Genomic DNA, 20,186 nt, shown 5'->3' on the forward strand with positions numbered 1-20,186 from the left:
GCGGTGCTCCTCTTGGTCTGTGGTTAATGTTTGCCAGAACGGCATGGTTAATACTTTGTCGCGGCGGAGCCCTCAGCCGCGCGGCTTGGCCCGGCGGGTCGGCTCGGCCTGCGCCGGGTCTTCCGGCCAGGGATGGCGCGGGTAGCGCCCGCGCATTTCCGCCCGCACATCGCGCCAGGACCCGGCCCAGAAGGCCGGCAGGTCGCGGGTGAGCTGGATCGGCCGGTGCGCCGGGGAGAGCAGCGACAGCACCAGCGGCACACGCCCGCCGGCGATGCTGGGGTGGGTCTTCAGGCCGAACAGTTCCTGCACCCGCACATGCAGCGTCGGGCCGCCGTCAGTGGCATAGTCGATGGGCAGGCGCGAGCCGGTCGGCACCTCGTAATGGGTGGGCGCCGCCGCCTCCATGCCGCGCGACAATTCCCATGGCAGCAGGCCGGACAGCGCGCGCCCGAGCCGCTCCGCGTCGAGCGCACTGAGGGAGGTGATGTCGTCCAGCACCGGGGCCAGCCAGTCCTCGACTGTGCCCGCCAGCGCCTCCCATGACAGGTCCGGCCAGAGATCGGGCGCGCTGGCGTGGAGAAAGCGCGCACGGTCCAGCCATTGCCGCTGCGCGTCGGACCAGGCGAGCCGCTCCAGCCCGCGCATGGCGGCGGCGCTGGCCAGCGCCCGGGCGGTCTCCGGTCCCGGCTTCAGCGGCGCGGTGCGCTCCGCCAGCACCAGCGCGCCGAGCCGGCGGACATGGCGCGCGCGCAAGGCGCCCGAGGCGGGGTCGAAGGCGGTCTCGACACCCTCGGTGATGGCGGTGCCGAATTCGGCCTCGATATCGGCTTCGGAGAGTTCAGCAGCCAGCAGAATGCGGGCCTCATCCGCCGTGCCGGTGAGTTCGGCGATGGCGAGGAAGCGGGCGCGGGCGAGGGAAGTGGCGGGGTCGATGGCCGCGCCGCGCCCATTGGCCAGCACGAAGCGCCGCCCGTCGCCGCGCCCGCGCGCCACCCGGTCGGGAAAGGCCAGCGCCAGCAGCGCGGCGGGCGAGGGGGCCTCGCCCGCCGCCCGCGACCCGGCCCCTCGCGTCCCCGCTAGCTGCCGCGCTGCCTCCTCCGCCCAGCGCTCGGCCAGACGGCGCGCCTCTTCCGCGCGGCGGGAGCGGTCGCGGGAAAAATCCATCAGCCGGTGGGCGAGGTCGGGGGCGTCGCCGCCGAGGCCACGCTCGGAGACGAGGGCGGCGATGCGCGCGGCCTCTTCCCCCGCGCCGCGCCGGGCGCCTTCGATCACCATGCGGGCGAGGCGCGGTTCCAGCGGCAGCCTTGCCATGGCCCGGCCGAGCGGGCTCACCTGCCCGTCGGCGTCAAAGGCGCCGAGGCTGGCGAGCAGCACCTTCGCCTCCTTCACCGCCGGGGCGGGGGGCGGGTCGAGAAAAGCGAGGCTGGCGGGATCGCGCACGCCCCACACGGCGAGGTCGAGCACGAGGCGGGAGAGATCGGCGGCGAGGATTTCCGGCGTCGCAAAGGCCGGCAGGCTCGCCGTTTCCGGCTCGCTCCACAGCCGCAGGCACAGGCCCGGCTCGGTGCGCCCGGCGCGGCCGCGCCGCTGGTCGGCGGCGGCGCGGGAGACACGCACCGTTTCCAGCCGGGTGAGGCCGACACCGGGCTCGAAGCGCGGCACGCGGGCGAGGCCGCTGTCGATGACGACGCGCACGCCCTCGATGGTGAGGCTGGTCTCGGCGATGGAGGTGGCGAGCACAACCTTGCGCCGGCCGGCCGGGGCCGGGACGATGGCGCGGTCCTGCTCCGCCGGGGGGAGGGCGCCATAGAGCGGGGCGATGTCGAGGGCGGGGTCGTGCACCATCTCGCGCAGAAAGCGCTCGGTGCGGCGGATCTCGGACGCGCCCGGCAGGAAGGCGAGCAGCGAGCCGGTCTCCTCGCGCAATGCGCGGGCGATGAGATCGGCCATCTGCCGCTCGACCGGGGCGCCGGGCGTACGCCCGGCATAGCGGGTTTCCACCGGGAAGGCGCGGCCGAGGCTTTCCACCACAGGCGCGCCGGCGAGCAGACGGGCGACGCGGGCGCCGTCCAGCGTCGCCGACATGACGAGAATGCGCAGATCCTCGCGCAGGGCGCCTTGCGCGTCGAGGGCCAAAGCCAGGCCGAGATCGGCGTCGAGGCTGCGCTCGTGGAATTCGTCGAAAAGCACGGCGGCGACATCGGAAAGCTCCGGGTCGTCCAGCATCATGCGGGTGAAGATGCCCTCGGTGATGACCTCGATGCGGGTGGCGCGCCCGATTTTCGAGCCGAAGCGGGCGCGGTAGCCGACGCTCTGCCCGGCCTCCTCGCCCAGCGTCTGCGCCATGCGGGTGGCGGCGGCGCGGGCGGCGAGCCGGCGCGGCTCCAGCACGAGGATTTTCCGCCCCGCGACCCAGGGCTGATCCAGCAGCGCCAGCGGCACCCGCGTGGTCTTGCCCGCGCCGGGCGGGGCGACGAGCACGGCAGCATTACCGGCGCGCAGGGCGGCGGTCAGCTCCGGCAGGGCGTCGTCGATGGGGAGGGGAGCAAGGGGCGCGGGCATGGCGCAGGGCTATACAGCCTGTTGCCGTGCGCGGGAACGGGCGGACCCAAGACGCCTGCCGCCCACTGTGCCCTCATGGCCGGGCTTGACCCGGCCACCCAGGCTTCTCAGCGGTGCAAAGCGGGACCGCTGGATCCCCGGGACAGGCCCGGGGATGAGGGAGGCGGAAGGCCGCCCGGCTCAGAAGATCCGGTCGAGCGTGCGGCCGATCTTCTCGACGATCTCGCCCATCTGGCTCTCGCTGACGATGAGCGGCGGGCTGACGGCGAAAGTGTCGCCGGCGGTGCGCACCATCATGCCCTCATCGTGGAACAGCCGCTCCATGCCTTCATAGGCGCGGCGGCCGACCCCGTCCTCGCGCGAGGCGAAGTCGATGGCGCCGACGAGGCCGACGGTGCGGATGTCGAGCACGCCGGGCTTGGAGCGCAGCGAGTGGAAGGCGTCCGCCCACACCGGTTCCAGCGCGCGGGCGCGCTCGAACAGCCCTTCCTCGCGGTAGAGGTCCAGCGTCGCCAGCGAGGCGGCGCAGGCCAGCGGATGGGCCGAATAGGTGTAGCCGTGGAACAGGTCGATGACTGGCGCGTCGCTCTTCACGAAGGCGTCGTAAATGTGCTTGCGCACCAGCACGCCGCCCATCGGCACCGCGCCCGAGGTGACGCCCTTGGCGAAGGTGATCATGTCAGGCACCACGCCATAGCGCTCGGCGGCGAAGGCATAGCCGAGGCGGCCGAAGCCGGTGATGACCTCGTCGAAAATCAGCAGGATGCCGTATTTGTCGCAGATCTCGCGCAGGCGCTTGAGATAGCCGACCGGGGCGGGAATGGCGCCGGTGGAGCCGGCCATCGGCTCGACGATGACGGCGGCGATGGTGGAGGCATCGTGCAGGGCGACGATGTTCTCCAGCGCGTCGGCGCGCTCGGCGCCCCATTCCGGCTCGCCCTTGGAGAAGGCCTGCTTCTCGCGGTTATAGGTGTGCGGCAGGTGGTCGACGCCCGGCAGCAGCGAGCCGAACATCTTGCGGTTGGGCGACATGCCGCCGACCGAGATGCCGCCGAAGCCGACGCCGTGATAGCCGCGCTCGCGGCCGATGAGGCGGGTGCGCGTCGCATTGCCTGTCGTGGCGTGGTAGGCGAGGGCGATTTTCAGCGCGCTGTCGCCGGCCTCCGAGCCGGAATTGCACAGGAACACATGGTCGAGATCGCCCGGCGCCAGCGCGGCGATGCGGGCGGCGACGGCGAACGCCTTGGGGTGGCCGTACTGGAAGGGCGGGGCGAAATCCATCTCCGCCGCCTGGTTCTGGATCGCCTCGACGATGGGGTCGCGGTTATGGCCGGCATTGGCGCACCACAGACCGGCGGTGGCATCCAGCACCCCGCGCCCTTCCGGCGTGTAGTAGTGCATGTCCTTGGAGCGGGACAGCAGGCGCGGCCGCGCCTTGAACGCCCGGTTGGGCGTGAACGGCATGAAGAAGGCGTCAAGATCGTTGGGGCTGGCGGCTGCGGATGAGTAAGCAGACATGGAGGTCTCCGGCTGATACGGCGAAAAGGGGACAAGCCGCGCTTTTTTAGTCATGTATAATACGTAAGCAGCTTAGGCTCACGAGAAATAATCATGATGTGATCACTTTCCTTTCTGCCGGGGGTCTGCGTCACTGGCCGCCTTGACCCGGCGGCCTCATCGCGGCCATCAAGGCGCGGCAGAGGGAAAGCGGTCACGTTGCGTCAGCCGGTGGCGTGGCGGGTTTCCCAGGAAGCGTTTCTGCCGTGTCCCGGGCGGGGGAGCCGGGGACGGCGCAGAATAGGACGTTGCGGTGCCCGAGAGCACGACAATGGAGTTGCCCGACGCCGGCGCCGCCAGCCCCGAGGCGGTGCGCCACGCGCTGTCGCTCGTGCTCGCCTCCGACGAGCTGCGCTCCTCGCCCCAGCTCGCCACTATCCTGCGCTTCGTGGTGGAAGCGACGCTGGACGGGCGCCGCGAGGCGATCAAGGGCTATACCATCGCCGTCGAGGCGCTGGGGCGCGACCCCTCCTTCGACCCGCAGGCCGACCCGATCGTGCGGGTGGAGGCCACGAGGCTGCGCCGGGCGCTGGAGCGCTATTATGCCGGCGCGGGGGCCGGCGACGACATTGAGATCGCCATTCCGCGCGGCAGCTATGTGCCGCAGTTCCTGCCGCGCCTGGCGGCGGGCGGGGAGGTGGGCGAGGTGGAGTCCGCGGGCCTCGACGCCAATGTGGATGCCGTGACCCCGCCCCCCGTCCCGCCGGCGGGCATTGCGGCGGGCTCTCCCGCAGGCGTGCCGGCCCGCCCGCAGAAGGCGGCCCGGCGCCTCGGCCGCGCTGTCGCCATGGGCCTGCTGGCGCTGGCGCTGGCGGTGGTCGCGATCGGCCTCGTCACCGGCAGCCGCGACCCGTTCGGGCTGCGGGAATGGCTTGCCGGCTCCGGCTGGCAGCCGCTGGAGCGGACCAACCGGCTCGGCATTCCGATGATCGAGGTGCGGGCCTTCGAGACCGCCGGCCGCCCGCCGGCCAGTGGCAGCAGCGGCGACTTCACCGCCGAGGGGATCGAGGTGCGGGTGCGCGACGCGCTGGCCCGCTTCGACCTGCTCGACGTGCTGGCGAGCCCGGATGCGCGGCCGGCGCTGCGCTGCGCCGGCGAGGGCGCCTCCGCCAGCTCCGCCTTCGCGCTGGGCGGGCTGGTGGAGAATCATGACGACGGCACGCTCTCCGTCCTGCTGCGGCTTTCCGACCTGTGCGATGGCACCATTGTCTGGTCGCGCGAATTCGACAGCCTCAAGCGCGGCGGCGACGCGACCGCGCTGGAAATCGGGCTGGTGCGCGACATCATGGCGGCAATCGCCGAGCCCTATGGCGTGATCCAGGCGCGGGCGCGGGCCCGCGTCACCGCCGCCGGCGGGCCGGGCGCCGCCGGGCCCTATGGCTGCGTGCTCACCGCCTATGCCTACTGGCGCTCCTACCTCCCCGCCGAGCATGAGGCGGCGCGTGCCTGCCTGGAAAAGGCGGTGGCGGAGGACCGCACCTTCGCCCTCGGCTATGCGCTGCTGGCCGAACTCTATCTCGACGAGATCCGCGCCGGCGCCCCCTCGCGCGCCGCCACCCCGGCGCTCAACCGCGCGCTGGCGGCGGCGGAGCAGGCGGTGGAACTCGCCCCCACCAGCGCCTTCGCCCGCCGGGTGCTGATGGATGTGCATTTCTTTCGCGGCGAGCGCGCGGCGACGCTGGCGGCGGGCAGCACCGCGCTGGAACTCAACCCCTATGATGTCGACATCATCGCCGATTTCGGCGGCCGGTTGATCGCGCTCGGCGACACGGCGCGCGGCGAGGCGATGCTGGCGCAGGCCGCCCATGCCGCGCCGGGCATGCCGCCGTGGGTGGATTATCACCGCGTCATCGCCGCCTATCTCAGGGGCGACGCGCCCGGCGCCGCCGCCGCCGCGGACCATCTGATGGGCGAGGGCTACGCGCCCGGGCTGCTGGCGCGGGCGCTGGCCAGCCATCTCGCCGGCGAGGATGAGGCGGCGCGGGCCGACCTTGCCCGGCTGGTCGCCATTTCCCCCGCCTGGGGCCGCGATCCCGACACCATGATCGCCCGCTTCTTCCCCGATGCCGGCGTCGCCCGCAAGGTGCGGGCCGATCTCGCCGCTCTCGGGCTGAAGCGGCACGATTCCGCCGCGGCGAACTGAACCGGCGCCGCCGGCGCGCCCAAGGTCGCGTGGCGCGGGCGGGCCGAAGCGGCTATAGGCTTGGTCCGCCCGGATCACCCCTTCCACGCGGACCCCTCTCATGTCGGACAGTTTCGATCTCGCCATTGTCGGTGCGGGCGTCGTCGGCCTCGGCCATGCCCTTGCCGCCCGCCGTCGCGGGCTGAAGGTGGTCGTCATCGACCGCGACGCGCAGGCCAATGGCGCCTCGGTGCGCAATTTCGGCTTCGTCACCGTCACCGGCCAGCAGCGCGGTGAGTGCTGGCGCCGCGCCATGCGCTCGCGCGACATCTGGGCCGAGGTGGCGCCCAAGGCCGGCATCGCGGTGGAGCATCGCGGCCTGCTGGTCGCCGTGCGCCGGCCGGAGGCGATGCCGGTGCTGGAAGCCTTCCTTGCCACGGAAATGGGCGAGGGCTGCGAACTGCTCACCCCCGAGTCGGCGCGCGAGCGGCTGCCCGCGCTGACCGGCCCGCTTTCCGGCGGGCTGTGGAGCCCGCACGACATGCGGGTGGAATCGCGCGACGCCATTCCCCGCCTCGCCGCCTGGCTGGCGAGCGAGGGCGTGGAATTCCGCCGCGAAAGCGCGGTGACCGCCGTGGAGCCGGGGCGCGTCGTCACCTCGTCCGGCACGGTATCGGCCGAGCGCATCGTGGTGGCGCCGGGCGACGATTTCCACACGCTGTTCGAGGACCGGTTCAAAGCCTATGGCGTCACACGCTGCAAGCTGCACATGCTGCGCGTGAGCGACCCGGCGCTCGGGCGGCTGCCGGGCTCGGTGATGACCGACCTCTCGCTCGGGCGCTATCTCGGCTATGCCGAACTGCCGGAGGCGGAGGCGCTGAAGCGCGTGCTGCAGGCCGAGCAGGCCGAGCACCTCGCGCATGGGGTTCATCTCATCGTCGTGCAGTCGGCGGACGGTTCGCTCGTGGTCGGCGACAGCCACCACTACGCCGCGACGCCCGACCCCTTTGCCCCGGATTTCGTCGATGAGCTGATCCTCGACGAATATGAAGCCCTGTTCGGCCGCCGGCCGCGCGTGACGGAACGCTGGATCGGCACCTATGCCTCGGCTTCCGACCGGCTGGCCTTCATCGACCGGCCGCACGATCATATCCGCCTCGTGGTGGTGACCAGCGGCACCGGCGCCTCCACCGGCTTCGCCCTTGCCGAGGAAGCGGTGGCGGAGCTGTTCGACTGAGGCGCGTCTCCCGCACTGGCATTGCCGCCACGCGCCCCATCCTCTAAACCCGCGCCGTACTTCGAGAAGGACGGCGCCCATGGCCAAGGACAAACCCACCAAGCTTCGCGCCCGCATGCCGCGCGGCTTCGCCGATCGCGGCCCGGCGGAGCTGGCCCCCACGCGGGCGATGCTGGAGACGATCCGCAAGGTCTATGAGCTCTATGGCTTCGAGGCGCTGGAAACCCCCTTCATCGAATATACCGACGCGCTGGGGAAGTTCCTGCCGGACCAGGACCGGCCAAATGAGGGCGTGTTCTCGTTCCAGGACGATGACGAGCAGTGGCTGAGCCTGCGCTACGACCTGACCGCGCCGCTCGCCCGCCATGTGGCGGAGAATTTCGACAAGCTGCCAAAACCCTTCCGCAGCTACCGCGCCGGCTGGGTTTTTCGCAACGAGAAGCCCGGCCCCGGCCGCTTCCGCCAGTTCATGCAGTTCGACGCCGACACGGTGGGCGCCCCCACGGTGGCGGCGGATGCCGAGATCTGCATGATGATGGCGGACACGCTGGAAGCGCTGGGGCTGAAGGACAAGTTCGTCATCAAGGTCAATAACCGCAAGGTGCTGGACGGCGTGCTGGAAGCCATCGGCCTCGGGGGCGAGGAGAATGCCGGCCGCCGGCTGACGGTGCTGCGCGCCATCGACAAGTTCGACAAGGTGGGCATTGCGGGCGTGCGCGACCTGCTCGGCGCAGGCCGCTGGGAGAACCCGGAGGCCAAGAGCGGCGACTTCACCAAGGGCGCGGGGCTGGATGAGGGGCAGAGCTCCGTAATCTTAGGTTATATTGATCCTAACGGTCATGTTGCCCAAATTGTCCGTGGCGGCCCTGCTTCCTTGCCTACGACTGGACAATTTACTGAGGTGTCTGGACTGGGATGGGCTGGTGCAGACGCTCTCATGGCAAGTGGTTCGTTTACTGACGGTCTCCGCGAGCTTCACGAGATTAGTAATTTGATCAACGGCGCCGGCTATGGCGACCGGGTGAAGATCGATCCCTCCGTCGTGCGTGGCCTCGAATATTACACCGGCCCGGTGTTTGAGGCCGAGCTGACCTTCGAGGTGACGGACGAGAAGGGCCGCCCGGTGCGCTTCGGCTCGGTCGGCGGTGGCGGGCGCTATGATGGGCTGGTCGGGCGCTTCCGCGGCGAAGCGGTGCCGGCTACGGGTTTCTCCATCGGCGTCTCGCGGCTCGCCTCGGCGCTGTCCTATCTCAAGACCGACGCCACGCCGGAATTCGGCCCCGTGGTGGTGGTCGTCATGGATCGCGACCAGACCGCGCATTATATGGGCCTCGTCGCGAAGCTGCGGCAGGCCGGCATCCGCGCCGAAATGTATCTCGGCAACCCGAAAAATCTCGGCAACCAGTTTAGATATGCCGACCGCCGCAACTCGCCTTGCGTGGTCATTCAGGGCTCGGACGAGCGCGCGGCGGGTCAGGTGCAGATCAAGGACCTGATCGAGGGCGCCAAGGCCGCCGCCGCCATCACCGACAATGCCGAGTGGCGCGAAAGCCGCCCGGCGCAGTTCGCCTGCGCCGAGGCCGAGCTGGTGGAAAAGGTGCGCGAGCTGCTCGACCATCACGGCGTGCCGCATGGTGACAAGCTGGCGTGAGGCCGGCGCCGGCGCAGCGCCAGCCGCCGGCCTCTCTCAGAAGCCGTGCAGCGGGCCTTCGACGGAGATTTCCACCCCATTCAGCGTGCCCTTGCGATGGGGCGCGGCGGGAGGCGCGAGGTGGGGCTCAACCTCGGCCTTGAACGCCTTGAGCGCGTCGCGCTGGGCGGTGATGGTCTTCGCCTCCAGCCGGAGGCGGAAATCGGCGGGGTTGAGTCCGTTGGCCTGAAGCCAGGCGGAGAGTTCGTCGAGGGCGCCTTTCATCGCGGAAGTCCTTGGCAGGATACAGAAGCGGCGAGGAGATAGGCGCGGACCCGCCGGGATGCCAGAGGGCGAGAGGCGCACGGTAACGGGCGGCGCGTCGCCCACCCCGAAACCATGTCACGCCCCGTGCATGGACCCGCGCGCGGGGCTTTGCTAGAAGCGCGCAGCTTATAAACGCCCCGTTTCCCGCAGACCGGACCCGCCCATGCCCGCCGACCAAAGCCACGCCGAGGAACTGCTCGCGCTCTATGCGCGCGCCGGTTTCACGCGCGTCGAGCCGCCGGTGCTCCAGCCCGCCGATGCCTTTCTCGACCTGTCGGGCGAGGAAATGCGGCGCACCATGTTCATCACCATGGACCCGGACGGGCGCGAACTGTGCCTGAGGCCGGACCTCACTCTGCCGGTGTGCCGCCATTACATTGCCGAAGGCGCCGCGCAGCCGCGCGACTTCGCCTATCTCGGCCCGGTGTTCCGCTCCGATGTGGCAGGCGGCGAATTGTTGCAGGCCGGTGTCGAATCCCTCGGCCGGCATGACCGCGAGGCGGCGGATGCCGACCTTCTGGCGCTGGGGCTGGAGACGGCGGCGCTGTGGGGGGTGATCGACCCCACCATCCGGCTCGGCGATGCCGGGCTTTTCGCCACGCTGCTCGACGCGCTGGCCCTGCCCCCGGTCTGGCGGCGGCGGCTGATCAAGGACTTCGCCCGCTCCGGCGATCTCGGCGCCGATCTCGCTTTGCTGAAGCAGCGCCCGGAGGCCGGCGGCGTCACCGCCCATGCCGGCGTGCTCTCGGCACTGGCGGGCTCCGACCCGGCGGCGGCGCGGGCGCTGGTGACGGATTTGCTCTCCATCGCCGGCATTTCCACCGTCGGCGGGCGTTCCGTGTCGGAAATCGCCGAGCGCTTTCTCGAACAGGCGGCGCCCGGCGATGCCGAAGGCCTGTCGCCGGAGAAGGTGGCGGTGATCGAGCGCTATCTCGCCATTGCCGGCACGCCCGACCAGGCGGCGGCGCGGCTGCGGGCGCTGGCGGGCGAGGCGGGGCTGGAGCTGGACGGCGCGCTCGACGCCTTCGAGACCCGCACCCATTTCATCGCCGCGCAGGGCATCGAGCCCGAGCGCCTCTCCTTCGCCACCGCCTTCGGCCGGCCGCTCGACTATTACAGCGGCATGGTGTTCGAGCTGCACGAAAACGGCGCGGGGGCCCCGCTGGTCGCCGGCGGGCGTTATGACGGGCTGCTCGGCCGGCTCGGCGCCGGCGAGCCCATTCCCGCCGTCGGCTTCGCCGTCTGGCTCGGCCGGCTCGATGCCGTGGAGGCTCGTCTATGAGCGCGCTGATCGTCGCCGTGCCGTCCAAGGGCCGGCTGCAGGAAAACGCCACCGGCTTCTTCGCCCGCGCCGGCATGTCGCTGACCCAGTCGCGCGGCGCGCGTGACTATCGCGGCGTGCTGACCGGGGTTGAAGGGGTGGAGGTTGCCTATCTCTCCGCCTCCGAGATCGCCAGCCAGCTCGCGGCCGGCGCGGTGCATCTCGGTGTCACCGGCGAGGATCTGGTGCGCGAGAGCATCCCCGACGCCGATTCCAAGGTGCTGCTGGTGGAAGGGCTCGGCTTCGGCCACGCCAATGTGGTGGTGGCGGTGCCGCAGGCCTGGATCGACGTGCGCACCATGCGCGACCTCGATGACGTGGCGACGCATTTCCACGCCACGCGCGGGCGGCGGGTGCGGGTGGCGACCAAATATCTCAACCTGACGCGCGGCTTCTTCGCCCGCCACGGCATTGTCGATTACCGCATCGTGGAAAGCCTGGGCGCCACCGAGGGCACGCCGGCGGCGGGCACGGCGGAGCTGATCGTCGACATCACCACGACCGGCTCGACGCTGGCGGCCAACGCGCTGAAGGTGATCGAGGACGGGGTGATCCTGCGCTCCGAGGCCAATCTCGTCGCCTCGCTCAATGCCGACTGGAATCCGGCGGCGAAGGCGGCGGCGCGGGCGCTGCTCGACCGGGTGACGGCGGCCAAGCGCGCCGCCACCATGCGCGAGGTGAAGACGCGCTTTGCCGCCTGCGATGCCGGCGTAGTGCAGGAGGCGGTGCGCCGCTTCCGCGCCTTGGCGCCGTTCGGCGCGCCGACCTCCTCCGGCATGGTGACGCTGCACTGCCCGCCGGACACGCTGCACCCGCTGGCGGTGTTTTTGCGCGAACAGGGCGCGGCCACCGTCTCGGTCGGCCCGCTCGACTATGTGTTCGCGGCGGAGAACCCGCTTTACGAAAAGCTGGAAGAGCGGATCGGGTAGGGGCGGGCGGTCCTTGCCCCCTCATGGCCGGGCTTGACCCGGCCACCCAGGAACAGCACCGCCGGGAACCGCTTTGACGGGTCCAAAGGCTGGATCCCCGGGTCAAGCCCGGGGATGAGGGAGGGATAGTCCCGTCATCCCGGCCGAAGCGCAGCGGAGAGCCGGGATCGTCCTCAGTATTGGCGCGCGATCCCGGATCGGCCTGCGGCCGTCCGGGATGACGATGAAGGGGCCTTACCCCCGCGCGGCGTGTGCCTCTTCCGCCGCCTCGACAGGTACCGCGAAGGCTGCCGCCTCGCCGATGGCGTGGCCGAACAGGATGAGGCAGGGGCCGGTGGCGCCGTCCGCCACGGCTGCCTCCAGCGCCGCCTGCAGCGTGGCGACGGTGGCCGGCACCTGCCGTTCCTCCGGCCGTGTGGCGGAGAACAGGGCGATGGCCGGCGTCGCCGGATCGAGACCGGCCGCCATCGCCTTGCCCGCCAGCTCGCCCCAGGTGCGCTGGGGCATATAGACCACCGTGGTGGCGGCGGGATCGGCGAGCGCCGCCCAGTCGAGATCGCGCGGCAGCTTGCCGTCGCGGGCATGGGCGGTGACGAATTGCAGCCGCCGCGCATGGTCGCGATGGGTGAGCGAGGTGGTGAGCCGGCTCGCCGCCCCCTGCGCCGCGGTGATGCCCGGCACCACTTCCACCGGCAGGCCGGCATGGCGTGCCGCCGCGATTTCCTCGCCGGCGCGGCCGAACACCATGGGGTCGCCGCCCTTCAGCCGCACCACGCGCTTGCCCTGCTTGGCCAGCGAGACCATCAGCGCGTTGATGTCGTCCTGCTTGCAGGAGGCCTTGTAGCCGGTCTTGCCGACCAGCATCTTGCGGGCTTCGCGGCGCGCGACATCGAGCACCGCCGGGGCGACGAGATCGTCATATAGCACCACATCGGCGGATTGCAGCACGCGCACCGCCTTCAGGGTGAGGAGTTCCGGGTCGCCCGGGCCGGCGCCGACCAGCGCGACGGAACCCTGCGGGGTCTCCGTGCGGTCGGTTTCGGCACGGGCGAGAAGCTCCGCGCGCAGCGTGTCGGAGGGCTCGGCTTCCGGCGTCTCCAGCGCGGCGCGGGTGAAGCGCTCCCAGAAGCCGCGACGGCCCTGATAGGAAAGCGCGAGGGCGGACACCGCGGGGCGCCAGCCGCGCGCGGCTTCCGCCCAGCGCTTGAAACCCTGCGGAATCACCGCCTCGATCTTGGCCCGCACCGCCTGCCCGAACACCGGCGCGGCGCCGTCGGTGGAAATGCCGACCACCAGCGGCGAGCGGTTGACGATGGCGCCGAAGGCGAAATCGCAGAAGGCCGGCTTGTCCACCACATTGACCGGCACGCCGGCATGCCGCGCGGCCTGCGCGAAACGCGCGCACTCCTCGTCTTCCTCGATGGCGCCGATGGCCAGCGCCGCGCCGTCAAGGTCGGCCGGAGTCCAGTCGCGGGCGATGAGGATGAGCGCGCCGTCCGGCGGGGCGGCGGCGAGTTCGACCAGATCCTCGCAGAAGGCGGGGGCGATCACCTCCACCCGCGCGCCGGCGGCCGAGAGCAGCTCCGCCTTCCACGCCGCCGCCTCCGAGCCGCCGGCCAGCACGACGCGGCGCCCGGCCAGCGCGAAAAACACCGGCAGGCGGGCGAGCGGGTCCATGCGCCCGGAAGCGCGGCGGGCCCGGCGTTCGCCGGGCGGGGTGGGGGAGGCGAAATCGGTCATCGCGGCGGTCGTCCGTAAAGGGTCCTGCGCTTTATCACACAAGAATAACGTCTATTGAAGTCAATGAACGAAATTTTCGCGGAAAATATCAGTGCGCCTTTTCCGACAGCTTGTCGGTCCAGGCCAGCACCACGCCGGACAGCACGAACACGACATGGATGATGACCAGCCACATGAGCTGCTTCTCGTCGACCCCGCGGTCGAGATTCATGAAGGCTTTCAGGAGCGCGATGGCGGAGATGGCGACGATGGAGGCGAGCAGCTTCTGCTTGAGGCCGGAGAAATCGACCTTGGTCATCCATTCCGGCCAGTCGGAATGGCCTGATGCGTCGATCTTGGAGACGAAGTTCTCATAGCCCGAGAAGATGACGATGATGACCAGCGAGCCGGTGAAGGTGAGGTCGATCAGCGCCAATATGCCGAGAATGGTGTCGCTCTCGTCGAACTCGGTGGCGTGGGTGACGAAATGCAGCAGCTCGACGCCGAATTTGAACAGCAGAACAAGCAGCGCGATCACCAGCCCGAGATAGAACGGCGCCATGATCCAGCGGCTGACGAAGATGAAACGCTCGATGACCTTTTCCATGCGCCCGTCGCCTTCGAGAGGACCGCGCCTCGCGCGGATGCGAGAGGGGTGCCATGGCGCCGCGACGGCGGCAAGGGGTGAGGTCGGTGCGCTGGGGCGGGGGCTTTGCGCAGGAGGTGCGAAGAAGGTGCGAGTGGCGCATGTGGGGCGTCGTGCGTCCCTCGCGGGCGACGGCGGGCTAGAGAACGTTCCGATCGGTTTGCATCGCAATCAGATCGGAAAAACGTTCTCTAGCAATAATCGAGAGACTGTTTCACCGATCAGCTTGATTCAAGCTGATCGGATCAGGCTCTAGTTCGCCGTCACTTTCTGGTAGGTGTTCTTCAGCTCGTCCTGAATGACGATGGCCGTGCCCTTGGCAACCAGCAGCAGGTCCTTGTCCGGGGTGCGGGTGCTGTAGCTCCAGCCCGCCGGCGGCTTCAGTTTGGCACCGAGGCCGGGCAGGTCGGCATAGCTGAGCGTGGGCTCGACGATCTGCGCATAGGACTGCATCACATAGACGGCGCCGTCCGGCGCGGTGAGCTGGAAGATCGGCTTGCCGGCGTCGAAGCGGTAGGTGGTGTCGCGGTCGATGGTCTGCTCGGTATAGCTTGGCCCCATCGCCTGATGCAGCGACAGGCCCACTTCCGCCCGCTTGGCCATGACGATGCCGCCGACCGAGATGATCTCGCCGGTCTTGGTGTCGCCCGAGGCGGAGATGCCGTCCATGATGAAATGGCGCGGGCCGTTCATGACCACGGCGAGCGTGTCGAAGGCGCGGAACAGCTCGACCCGGGTGAGCGCATTCCACTTGTCGGCGGGGCAGTCGTCAAAGCCGAGCGTGTTGAACACCGACGCCAGGAGGCCGTCCATGGTGACATGCACCGCCACCAGCTCGCAATAGCGTGCATCGCGCAGCACGGCCGGCAGCTTCGGCGTCGGCGTGGGTCCCGGCATCGGCTGCTGCGCCAGCGCGGCGCCGCCGGTGAGCGGGAGCATCAGGCCGAACAGGGCGGAGAGAAGGGAGCGGGAAAGGGTCACGGTCGTTCCTCGTTCAGTCAGCGAGGCGCGAAAGGTAAGGCGCGGCCGACGACGAGGGGAAGACGCAGATGGCGATGCGACCAAGAATAGACGGGCGGAAGGCACGGCGGACGCGCCGCCGCGCCCGCCTCCGTCAGGCCGTCACGCCCGAGCCGACGGGGCAGGAGACCCCCGTGCCGCCGAGCCCGCAATAGCCGTTCGGGTTCTTGGCGAGATATTGCTGGTGGTAGTCCTCGGCGAAGTAGAACACCGGGGCATCGACGATCTCGGTGGTGATGGCCGGGAAGCCCTTGGCCTTCAGCGCCGCCTCATAGGCGTCGCGGCTGGCCTCGGCCTGCGCCCGCTGCTGGGCGGAGGTGACATAGAGGCCGGAGCGGTAGGTGGTGCCGACATCATTGCCCTGGCGCATGCCCTGGGTCGGGTCGTGGCTCTCCCAGAACAGCTTGAGAAGCTGCGCGTAGCTGACCTTGGCGGGGTCGAACACGACCAGCACCGCCTCGGCATGGCCGGTAAGGCCGGTGCAGGTTTCCTCATAGGTCGGGTTCGGGGTGATGCCGTTGATGTAGCCGACGGCGGTGACATGCACGCCCGGCGTCTGCCAGAACTTGCGCTCCGCGCCCCAGAAGCAGCCGAGCGCGAAAATGGCGGTCTCGAAGCCTTCCGGATAGGGGCCCTTGAGCGCATGGCCATTGACGAAATGGGTCTCGGCGGTGGGCAGGGGGCGGGCGCGGCCGGGCAGCGCCTGCGCGGGGGTCGGCAGGTCGATACTCTTCTTGAAGAAGAACATGGGGCAGATCCCTTGCTGGAATGGCGCCGATATGGGGAGGGCGGCGGCGTTTCGCGAGGGCGCCGGCCGGCGGCGGCGTTCACGCGCGCGGCATCACCCCGCCTTGCGGCGGCCGATCAGCAGAAGCAGCGCGCCGGCGACGCCGAGCACGGCGAAGAGCGGCGCGCCCAGGACCGGCACCACGAGATAGTCCCACACCGTGGCGGAGAGGGTGCGGGTGACGAAGGCCTGGAAGCGGGTGAGCAGGTCCGGGGCGACGGAAAGCCAGGTGACGCCGAGCGGGGTGGTGACGATTTCCGCCGAGGCGATGGAGCGCACCCCGTCCAGCACCAGGGCGACGAAAGCGCCGGCCAGAACCCACAGACCGACGAAGCGGAAGAAAAAGCGGATCATGCGCGGCGTCCCGGTCCTCATGCGCGATGGGCGCATCTGTCGCGTCCGACCGTCTGTAGGCGGGGCGGGCGGGGGAGGCAAGGCCCGCGCGCCGCGCGGCGGGGCCGCGAGCGCGGCGCAAAGCCTGCCCGCGCGCGGCATTCCGCCGCCTGCCTCGCGGGTCCGTGAAGACCCTTAGCCTTGATGTGGATCAAGGTTGCCGCTCGCCCGCGGCGCGAAAGCTCCCTCCACATCATGGAGTCGTTCCAGATCGGCCGATCGGAACGTGGAGGGTCGAATGACGCAGCTACAAGGCTCCGCTGGACGCGGCTCGGGTGCCACCGAGCCGGGCGTCGACCAGAGCGGAAAGAAGATGACCTTCGGCGAGGGCGGCCTTGCCTTCGTGTTCGCGGTCCTGGCGCTGTCCTGCATCACCGTGGCGGCAAAGACGCACGATGCCGCCTATGCCTTCCACGCCTATCTCTCGGCCTTCGCCAGCCTCGCGGCGGTGTTCGTCATCCTCAACCGCTATGTGGACCGCCCGGCGGCGCTGCCGGCGCTGGAGATCGACGGCAAGCCGAACTACAATTTCGGCCCGGTGAAGTTCGCCACCGTGGCGGCGATGTTCTGGGGCATTGCCGGCTTCCTGGTCGGCGTCATCATCGCCTTCCAGCTCGCCTTCCCCTGGCTGAATCTCGACCTGCCCTGGACCGCCTTCGGCCGGCTGCGCCCGCTGCACACCTCGGCGGTGATCTTCGCCTTTGGCGGCAACGTGCTGATCGGCACCTCCTTCTATGTGGTGCAGCGCACCTCGCGCGCCCGCCTCGCCGGCTATCTCGCGCCGTGGTTCGTGGTGCTGGGCTATAATTTCTTCATCGTCATCGCCGGCACCGGCTATCTCCTGGGCATCACCCAGTCGAAGGAATATGCCGAGCCGGAATGGTACGCCGATCTGTGGCTGACCGTGGTGTGGGTGACCTATCTGCTGGTGTTCCTCGCCACGCTCTGGCGCCGCAAGGAACCGCACATCTATGTGGCGAACTGGTTCTATCTCGCCTTCATCGTCACCATCGCGATGCTGCATCTCGGCAATAATGCCAGCATCCCGGTCTCGGTGTTCTCGCCCAAATCCTACATTGTCTGGTCCGGCGTGCAGGACGCGATGGTGCAGTGGTGGTACGGCCATAATGCGGTCGGCTTCTTCCTGACCGCCGGCTTCCTCGCCATCATGTATTATTTCATCCCCAAGCGGGCCGACCGGCCGGTCTATTCCTACCGGCTGTCGATCATCCACTTCTGGGCGCTGATCTTCATCTATATCTGGGCCGGCCCGCACCATCTGCACTACACGGCGCTGCCGGACTGGGCGCAGACGCTGGGCATGACCTTCTCCATCATCCTGTGGATGCCCTCCTGGGGCGGCATGATCAACGGCCTGATGACGCTCTCGGGCGCCTGGGACAAGCTGCGCACCGACCCGGTGCTGCGCATGATGGTGGTGTCGGTCGCCTTCTACGGCATGTCGACCTTCGAAGGCCCGATGATGTCGGTGAAGGCGGTGAATTCGCTGTCCCACTACACCGACTGGACCATCGGCCATGTGCATTCCGGCGCGCTGGGCTGGGTCGCCTACATCTCCTTCGGCGCCGTCTACTGCCTGGTGCCGTGGCTCTGGCAGAAGCGGGAACTGTATTCGCTCCGCCTCGTCAACTGGCACTTCTGGATATCGACCATCGGCATCGTCTTCTACATCTCGGCGATGTGGGTGGCGGGCATCCTGCAGGGCCTGATGTGGCGCGCCTACACCTCGCTCGGCTTCCTCGAATACTCCTTCATCGAGACGGTCGAGGCGATGCACCCCTTCTACATCATCCGCGCGGTGGGCGGCGTGCTGTTCCTGATCGGCGGGCTGATCATGGCCTTCAACCTGATCATGACCATCCGCCAGCCGGATATGGCGGAAGCCGGTTCCGGTGCCCCCACCCCGTCCCTTGTGCCGGCCGAGTGAGGAGACAAGATCATGGCTGAAGCCGTCGCTCCGAAGAAATCCCTCTGGGCCAAGCACGCCTTCCTTGAGAAGAACTCGATCTGGCTGGTGATCGGCATCCTGCTCGTGGTCGCCATTGGCGGCCTCGTGGAGATCGTGCCGCTGTTCTACCTCAAGAGCACGATCGAGAAGGTGTCCGGCGTGCGTCCCTGGACGCCGCTGGAACTCGCCGGCCGCAACATCTATGTCCGCGAGGGCTGCTACAACTGCCACTCGCAGATGGTGCGCCCGCTGCGCGACGAGGTGGAACGCTACGGCCACTATTCGCTGGCGGCCGAGAGCATGTATGACCGCCCGTTCCAGTGGGGTTCCAAGCGCACCGGGCCGGACCTCGCCCGCGTCGGCAACAAATATTCCGACGAGTGGCAGCGCCAGCACCTCGCCGATCCGCGCTCGGTGGTGCCGGGTTCGATCATGCCGGGCTATCCCTTCCTGGCGCAGACCCCGCTCAAGACCTACGAGATCGCCGACGACATGAAGGTCAACGCCGTGCTCGGCGTGCCCTATTCCGAGACGATGATCGCCGAGGCGCTGGCCGACCTGCGGACCCAGGCCAACCCCGACGCCGATGCCGACGGGCTGACCGAGCGCTATCCCGGCGCGCAGCAGCGCGACTTCGACGGCAATCCCAAGGTGCTGTCGGAAGCCGATGCGCTGATCGCCTATCTGCAGGCGCTCGGCACCATGGTCGACTTCAAGCTGTACGACGACAAGGCAAACATCCGCTGAGGAGGCTGGGATGAACGAGACTTATCGCGCCCTCGCCGAATTCGCTCAGACCTGGGGGCTTCTCTACTTCGTCGGCATCTTCCTCTGCGTGCTCGCCTATGCGCTCTCGCCGCGGCGCAAGGCGCAGTTCGAGGACGCTGCCCGCATGCCGCTGCGCGAGGATTGATCATGGCCGAGCATCACAAGAACGAAGTCGACGCCGTCACCGGCGTGTCGACGACCGGCCACGAGTGGGACGGCATTCGCGAGCTGAACAACCCGCTGCCGCGCTGGTGGCTGTGGACCTTCTACGCCACCATCGTCTGGGCGTTTCTCTACTGGATCGCCTATCCTGCCTGGCCGCTGGTGTCCAACTACACCTCGGGCGTGCTCGGCTGGAAGTCGCGCGAGGCCGTGCAGGTGCAGCTCGCCGATCTTCGCACGCAGCGCGGCGCCTTCGCCGAGAAGCTGGACGCCGCCTCACTGCAGCAGATCGAGGCGAGCCCGGAACTGCTGGCCTTCGCCCGCGCCCAGGGTCGCGCCGCCTTCGGCGACAATTGCGCTCCCTGCCACGGCTCGGGTGCCGCCGGCTCCAAGGGCTATCCGAACCTGAACGATGACGACTGGATGTGGGGCGGCTCGCTGGCGCAGATTCAGCAGACCATCCTGCACGGCATCCGCTCCACCGATGCCGACGCCCATGTCGGCGACATGCCCGCCTTCGGCCGCGACGGCATTCTGCAGCGGCCGGAGATCGTGGCGGTGGCGGATTATGTGCGCTCGCTGTCCAACCTGCCGGTGCCGAAGGGCGTGACCCCCGACCTCGCCAAGGGCAAGGAGGTGTTCGAAGCCAACTGCGCCGCCTGCCACGGCGCCGACGGCAAGGGCAATGTCGAGATGGGCGCGCCCAACCTGACCGATGGCATCTGGCTCTATGGCTCGGACCGCGACACCATCATCGCCACGCTCACCAATGGCCGTGCCGGCATCATGCCGGCCTGGGCGGGGCGTCTCGATCCGACCACCATCAAGGCCCTCACCGTCTATGTGCACGCGCTCGGGGGTGGACAGTAGCGCGCGCACCCTGACGGGTTGAGGCCATGCGGCGGGGCGTTTCAGCGACGTCCCGCCGCATAAGCATTTTTCCGCCCGGCAAGCCCCGGATCAACGGCTTCCGCAGCCGGGTTTAGAACAGCTCCATGCGACGCGCGAACCCTCACCGGCGCGAGGCTCGGGGA

General features: G+C 69.3%; 17 protein-coding genes. 9 read left to right on the forward strand and 8 right to left on the reverse strand.

The genetic code is table 11. The annotated features are described in order from the left end of the window. Positions 1 to 72 precede the first annotated feature (72 nt). Positions 73 to 2,565: an ATP-dependent helicase HrpB gene (gene hrpB, locus AAC979_RS20380; RefSeq protein WP_371348706.1), complete on the reverse strand. Its 2,493-nt coding sequence runs from the start codon at positions 2,563 to 2,565 to the stop codon at positions 73 to 75. Between the two features lie 180 nt (positions 2,566 to 2,745). Continuing rightward, on the reverse strand, positions 2,746 to 4,083 hold the full coding sequence (locus AAC979_RS20385) for an aspartate aminotransferase family protein (RefSeq protein WP_371348707.1): 1,338 nt from the start codon (positions 4,081 to 4,083) through the stop codon (positions 2,746 to 2,748). Positions 4,084 to 4,393: 310 nt separating this feature from the next. On the opposite strand from AAC979_RS20385, the gene AAC979_RS20390 reads away from it, so the two are divergent. The 3 genes from AAC979_RS20390 to hisS all read left to right on the forward strand — a co-directional run bounded on the left by AAC979_RS20390 (position 4,394) and on the right by hisS (position 9,132). Then, positions 4,394 to 6,265 (forward strand): tetratricopeptide repeat protein, encoded by a 1,872-nt coding sequence (locus tag AAC979_RS20390; RefSeq protein ID WP_371348708.1) that lies wholly within the window; start codon positions 4,394 to 4,396, stop codon positions 6,263 to 6,265. A 100-nt stretch (positions 6,266 to 6,365) separates the two neighbouring features. Then, complete coding sequence (locus AAC979_RS20395; protein ID WP_371348709.1) at positions 6,366 to 7,481, forward strand: TIGR03364 family FAD-dependent oxidoreductase; 1,116 nt, start codon at positions 6,366 to 6,368, stop codon at positions 7,479 to 7,481. 79 nt (positions 7,482 to 7,560) lie between these two features. After that, positions 7,561 to 9,132, forward strand: coding sequence for a histidine--tRNA ligase (hisS, locus tag AAC979_RS20400; protein ID WP_371348710.1), 1,572 nt, complete (start codon positions 7,561 to 7,563; stop codon positions 9,130 to 9,132). Between the two features lie 36 nt (positions 9,133 to 9,168). On the opposite strand, the gene AAC979_RS20405 is transcribed toward hisS, so the two are convergent. Next, on the reverse strand, positions 9,169 to 9,396 hold the full coding sequence (locus AAC979_RS20405; protein WP_371348711.1) for a hypothetical protein: 228 nt from the start codon (positions 9,394 to 9,396) through the stop codon (positions 9,169 to 9,171). Between the two features lie 205 nt (positions 9,397 to 9,601). On the opposite strand from AAC979_RS20405, the gene AAC979_RS20410 reads away from it, so the two are divergent. Together AAC979_RS20410 and hisG are read left to right on the forward strand one after the other, a co-directional pair. Next, positions 9,602 to 10,720, forward strand: coding sequence for an ATP phosphoribosyltransferase regulatory subunit (locus AAC979_RS20410; RefSeq protein ID WP_371348712.1), 1,119 nt, complete (start codon positions 9,602 to 9,604; stop codon positions 10,718 to 10,720). After that, the gene (gene hisG, locus AAC979_RS20415) at positions 10,717 to 11,688 is read left to right on the forward strand and encodes an ATP phosphoribosyltransferase (protein ID WP_371348714.1); all 972 of its coding nucleotides are present in this window, start codon (positions 10,717 to 10,719) and stop codon (positions 11,686 to 11,688) included. Before AAC979_RS20410 ends, hisG begins: the two co-directional genes overlap by 4 nt. A 234-nt stretch (positions 11,689 to 11,922) precedes the next feature. On the opposite strand, the gene cysG is transcribed toward hisG, so the two are convergent. The 5 genes from cysG to AAC979_RS20440 form a co-directional block, all read right to left on the reverse strand. Further along, positions 11,923 to 13,428, reverse strand: coding sequence for a siroheme synthase CysG (gene cysG / locus AAC979_RS20420; protein WP_371348716.1), 1,506 nt, complete (start codon positions 13,426 to 13,428; stop codon positions 11,923 to 11,925). A gap of 88 nt (positions 13,429 to 13,516) precedes the next feature. Next, positions 13,517 to 14,014: a TIGR00645 family protein gene (locus tag AAC979_RS20425; protein ID WP_371348717.1), complete on the reverse strand. Its 498-nt coding sequence runs from the start codon at positions 14,012 to 14,014 to the stop codon at positions 13,517 to 13,519. Between the two features lie 291 nt (positions 14,015 to 14,305). Beyond that, positions 14,306 to 15,034, reverse strand: a complete 729-nt coding sequence (locus AAC979_RS20430; protein WP_371348719.1) for a hypothetical protein — start codon at positions 15,032 to 15,034, stop codon at positions 14,306 to 14,308. A gap of 133 nt (positions 15,035 to 15,167) precedes the next feature. Then, complete coding sequence (gene msrA, locus AAC979_RS20435; RefSeq protein WP_371348720.1) at positions 15,168 to 15,821, reverse strand: peptide-methionine (S)-S-oxide reductase MsrA; 654 nt, start codon at positions 15,819 to 15,821, stop codon at positions 15,168 to 15,170. Between the two features lie 93 nt (positions 15,822 to 15,914). Continuing rightward, positions 15,915 to 16,214 (reverse strand): hypothetical protein, encoded by a 300-nt coding sequence (locus tag AAC979_RS20440; protein ID WP_371348721.1) that lies wholly within the window; start codon positions 16,212 to 16,214, stop codon positions 15,915 to 15,917. Positions 16,215 to 16,566: 352 nt separating this feature from the next. Between AAC979_RS20440 and ccoN the strand changes: the two genes are divergently transcribed. From ccoN to ccoP, 4 genes are read left to right on the forward strand one after another with little or no spacing between them, the layout of a single operon-like run. Further along, positions 16,567 to 18,201, forward strand: a complete 1,635-nt coding sequence (gene ccoN / locus AAC979_RS20445) for a cytochrome-c oxidase, cbb3-type subunit I (protein ID WP_371349114.1) — start codon at positions 16,567 to 16,569, stop codon at positions 18,199 to 18,201. Positions 18,202 to 18,213: 12 nt separating this feature from the next. Then, entirely contained in the window at positions 18,214 to 18,969 is a 756-nt protein-coding gene (ccoO, locus tag AAC979_RS20450; RefSeq protein ID WP_371348722.1) for a cytochrome-c oxidase, cbb3-type subunit II, read from the forward strand. A gap of 10 nt (positions 18,970 to 18,979) precedes the next feature. Then, positions 18,980 to 19,135: a cbb3-type cytochrome c oxidase subunit 3 gene (locus AAC979_RS20455; RefSeq protein WP_244379205.1), complete on the forward strand. Its 156-nt coding sequence runs from the start codon at positions 18,980 to 18,982 to the stop codon at positions 19,133 to 19,135. Between the two features lie 2 nt (positions 19,136 to 19,137). Further along, entirely contained in the window at positions 19,138 to 20,022 is an 885-nt protein-coding gene (ccoP, locus tag AAC979_RS20460; RefSeq protein ID WP_371348723.1) for a cytochrome-c oxidase, cbb3-type subunit III, read from the forward strand. The last annotated feature ends 164 nt before the right edge of the window (positions 20,023 to 20,186 follow it).

The organism is Ancylobacter sp. IITR112, from assembly GCF_041415945.1.
GTDB lineage: Bacteria > Pseudomonadota > Alphaproteobacteria > Rhizobiales > Xanthobacteraceae > Ancylobacter.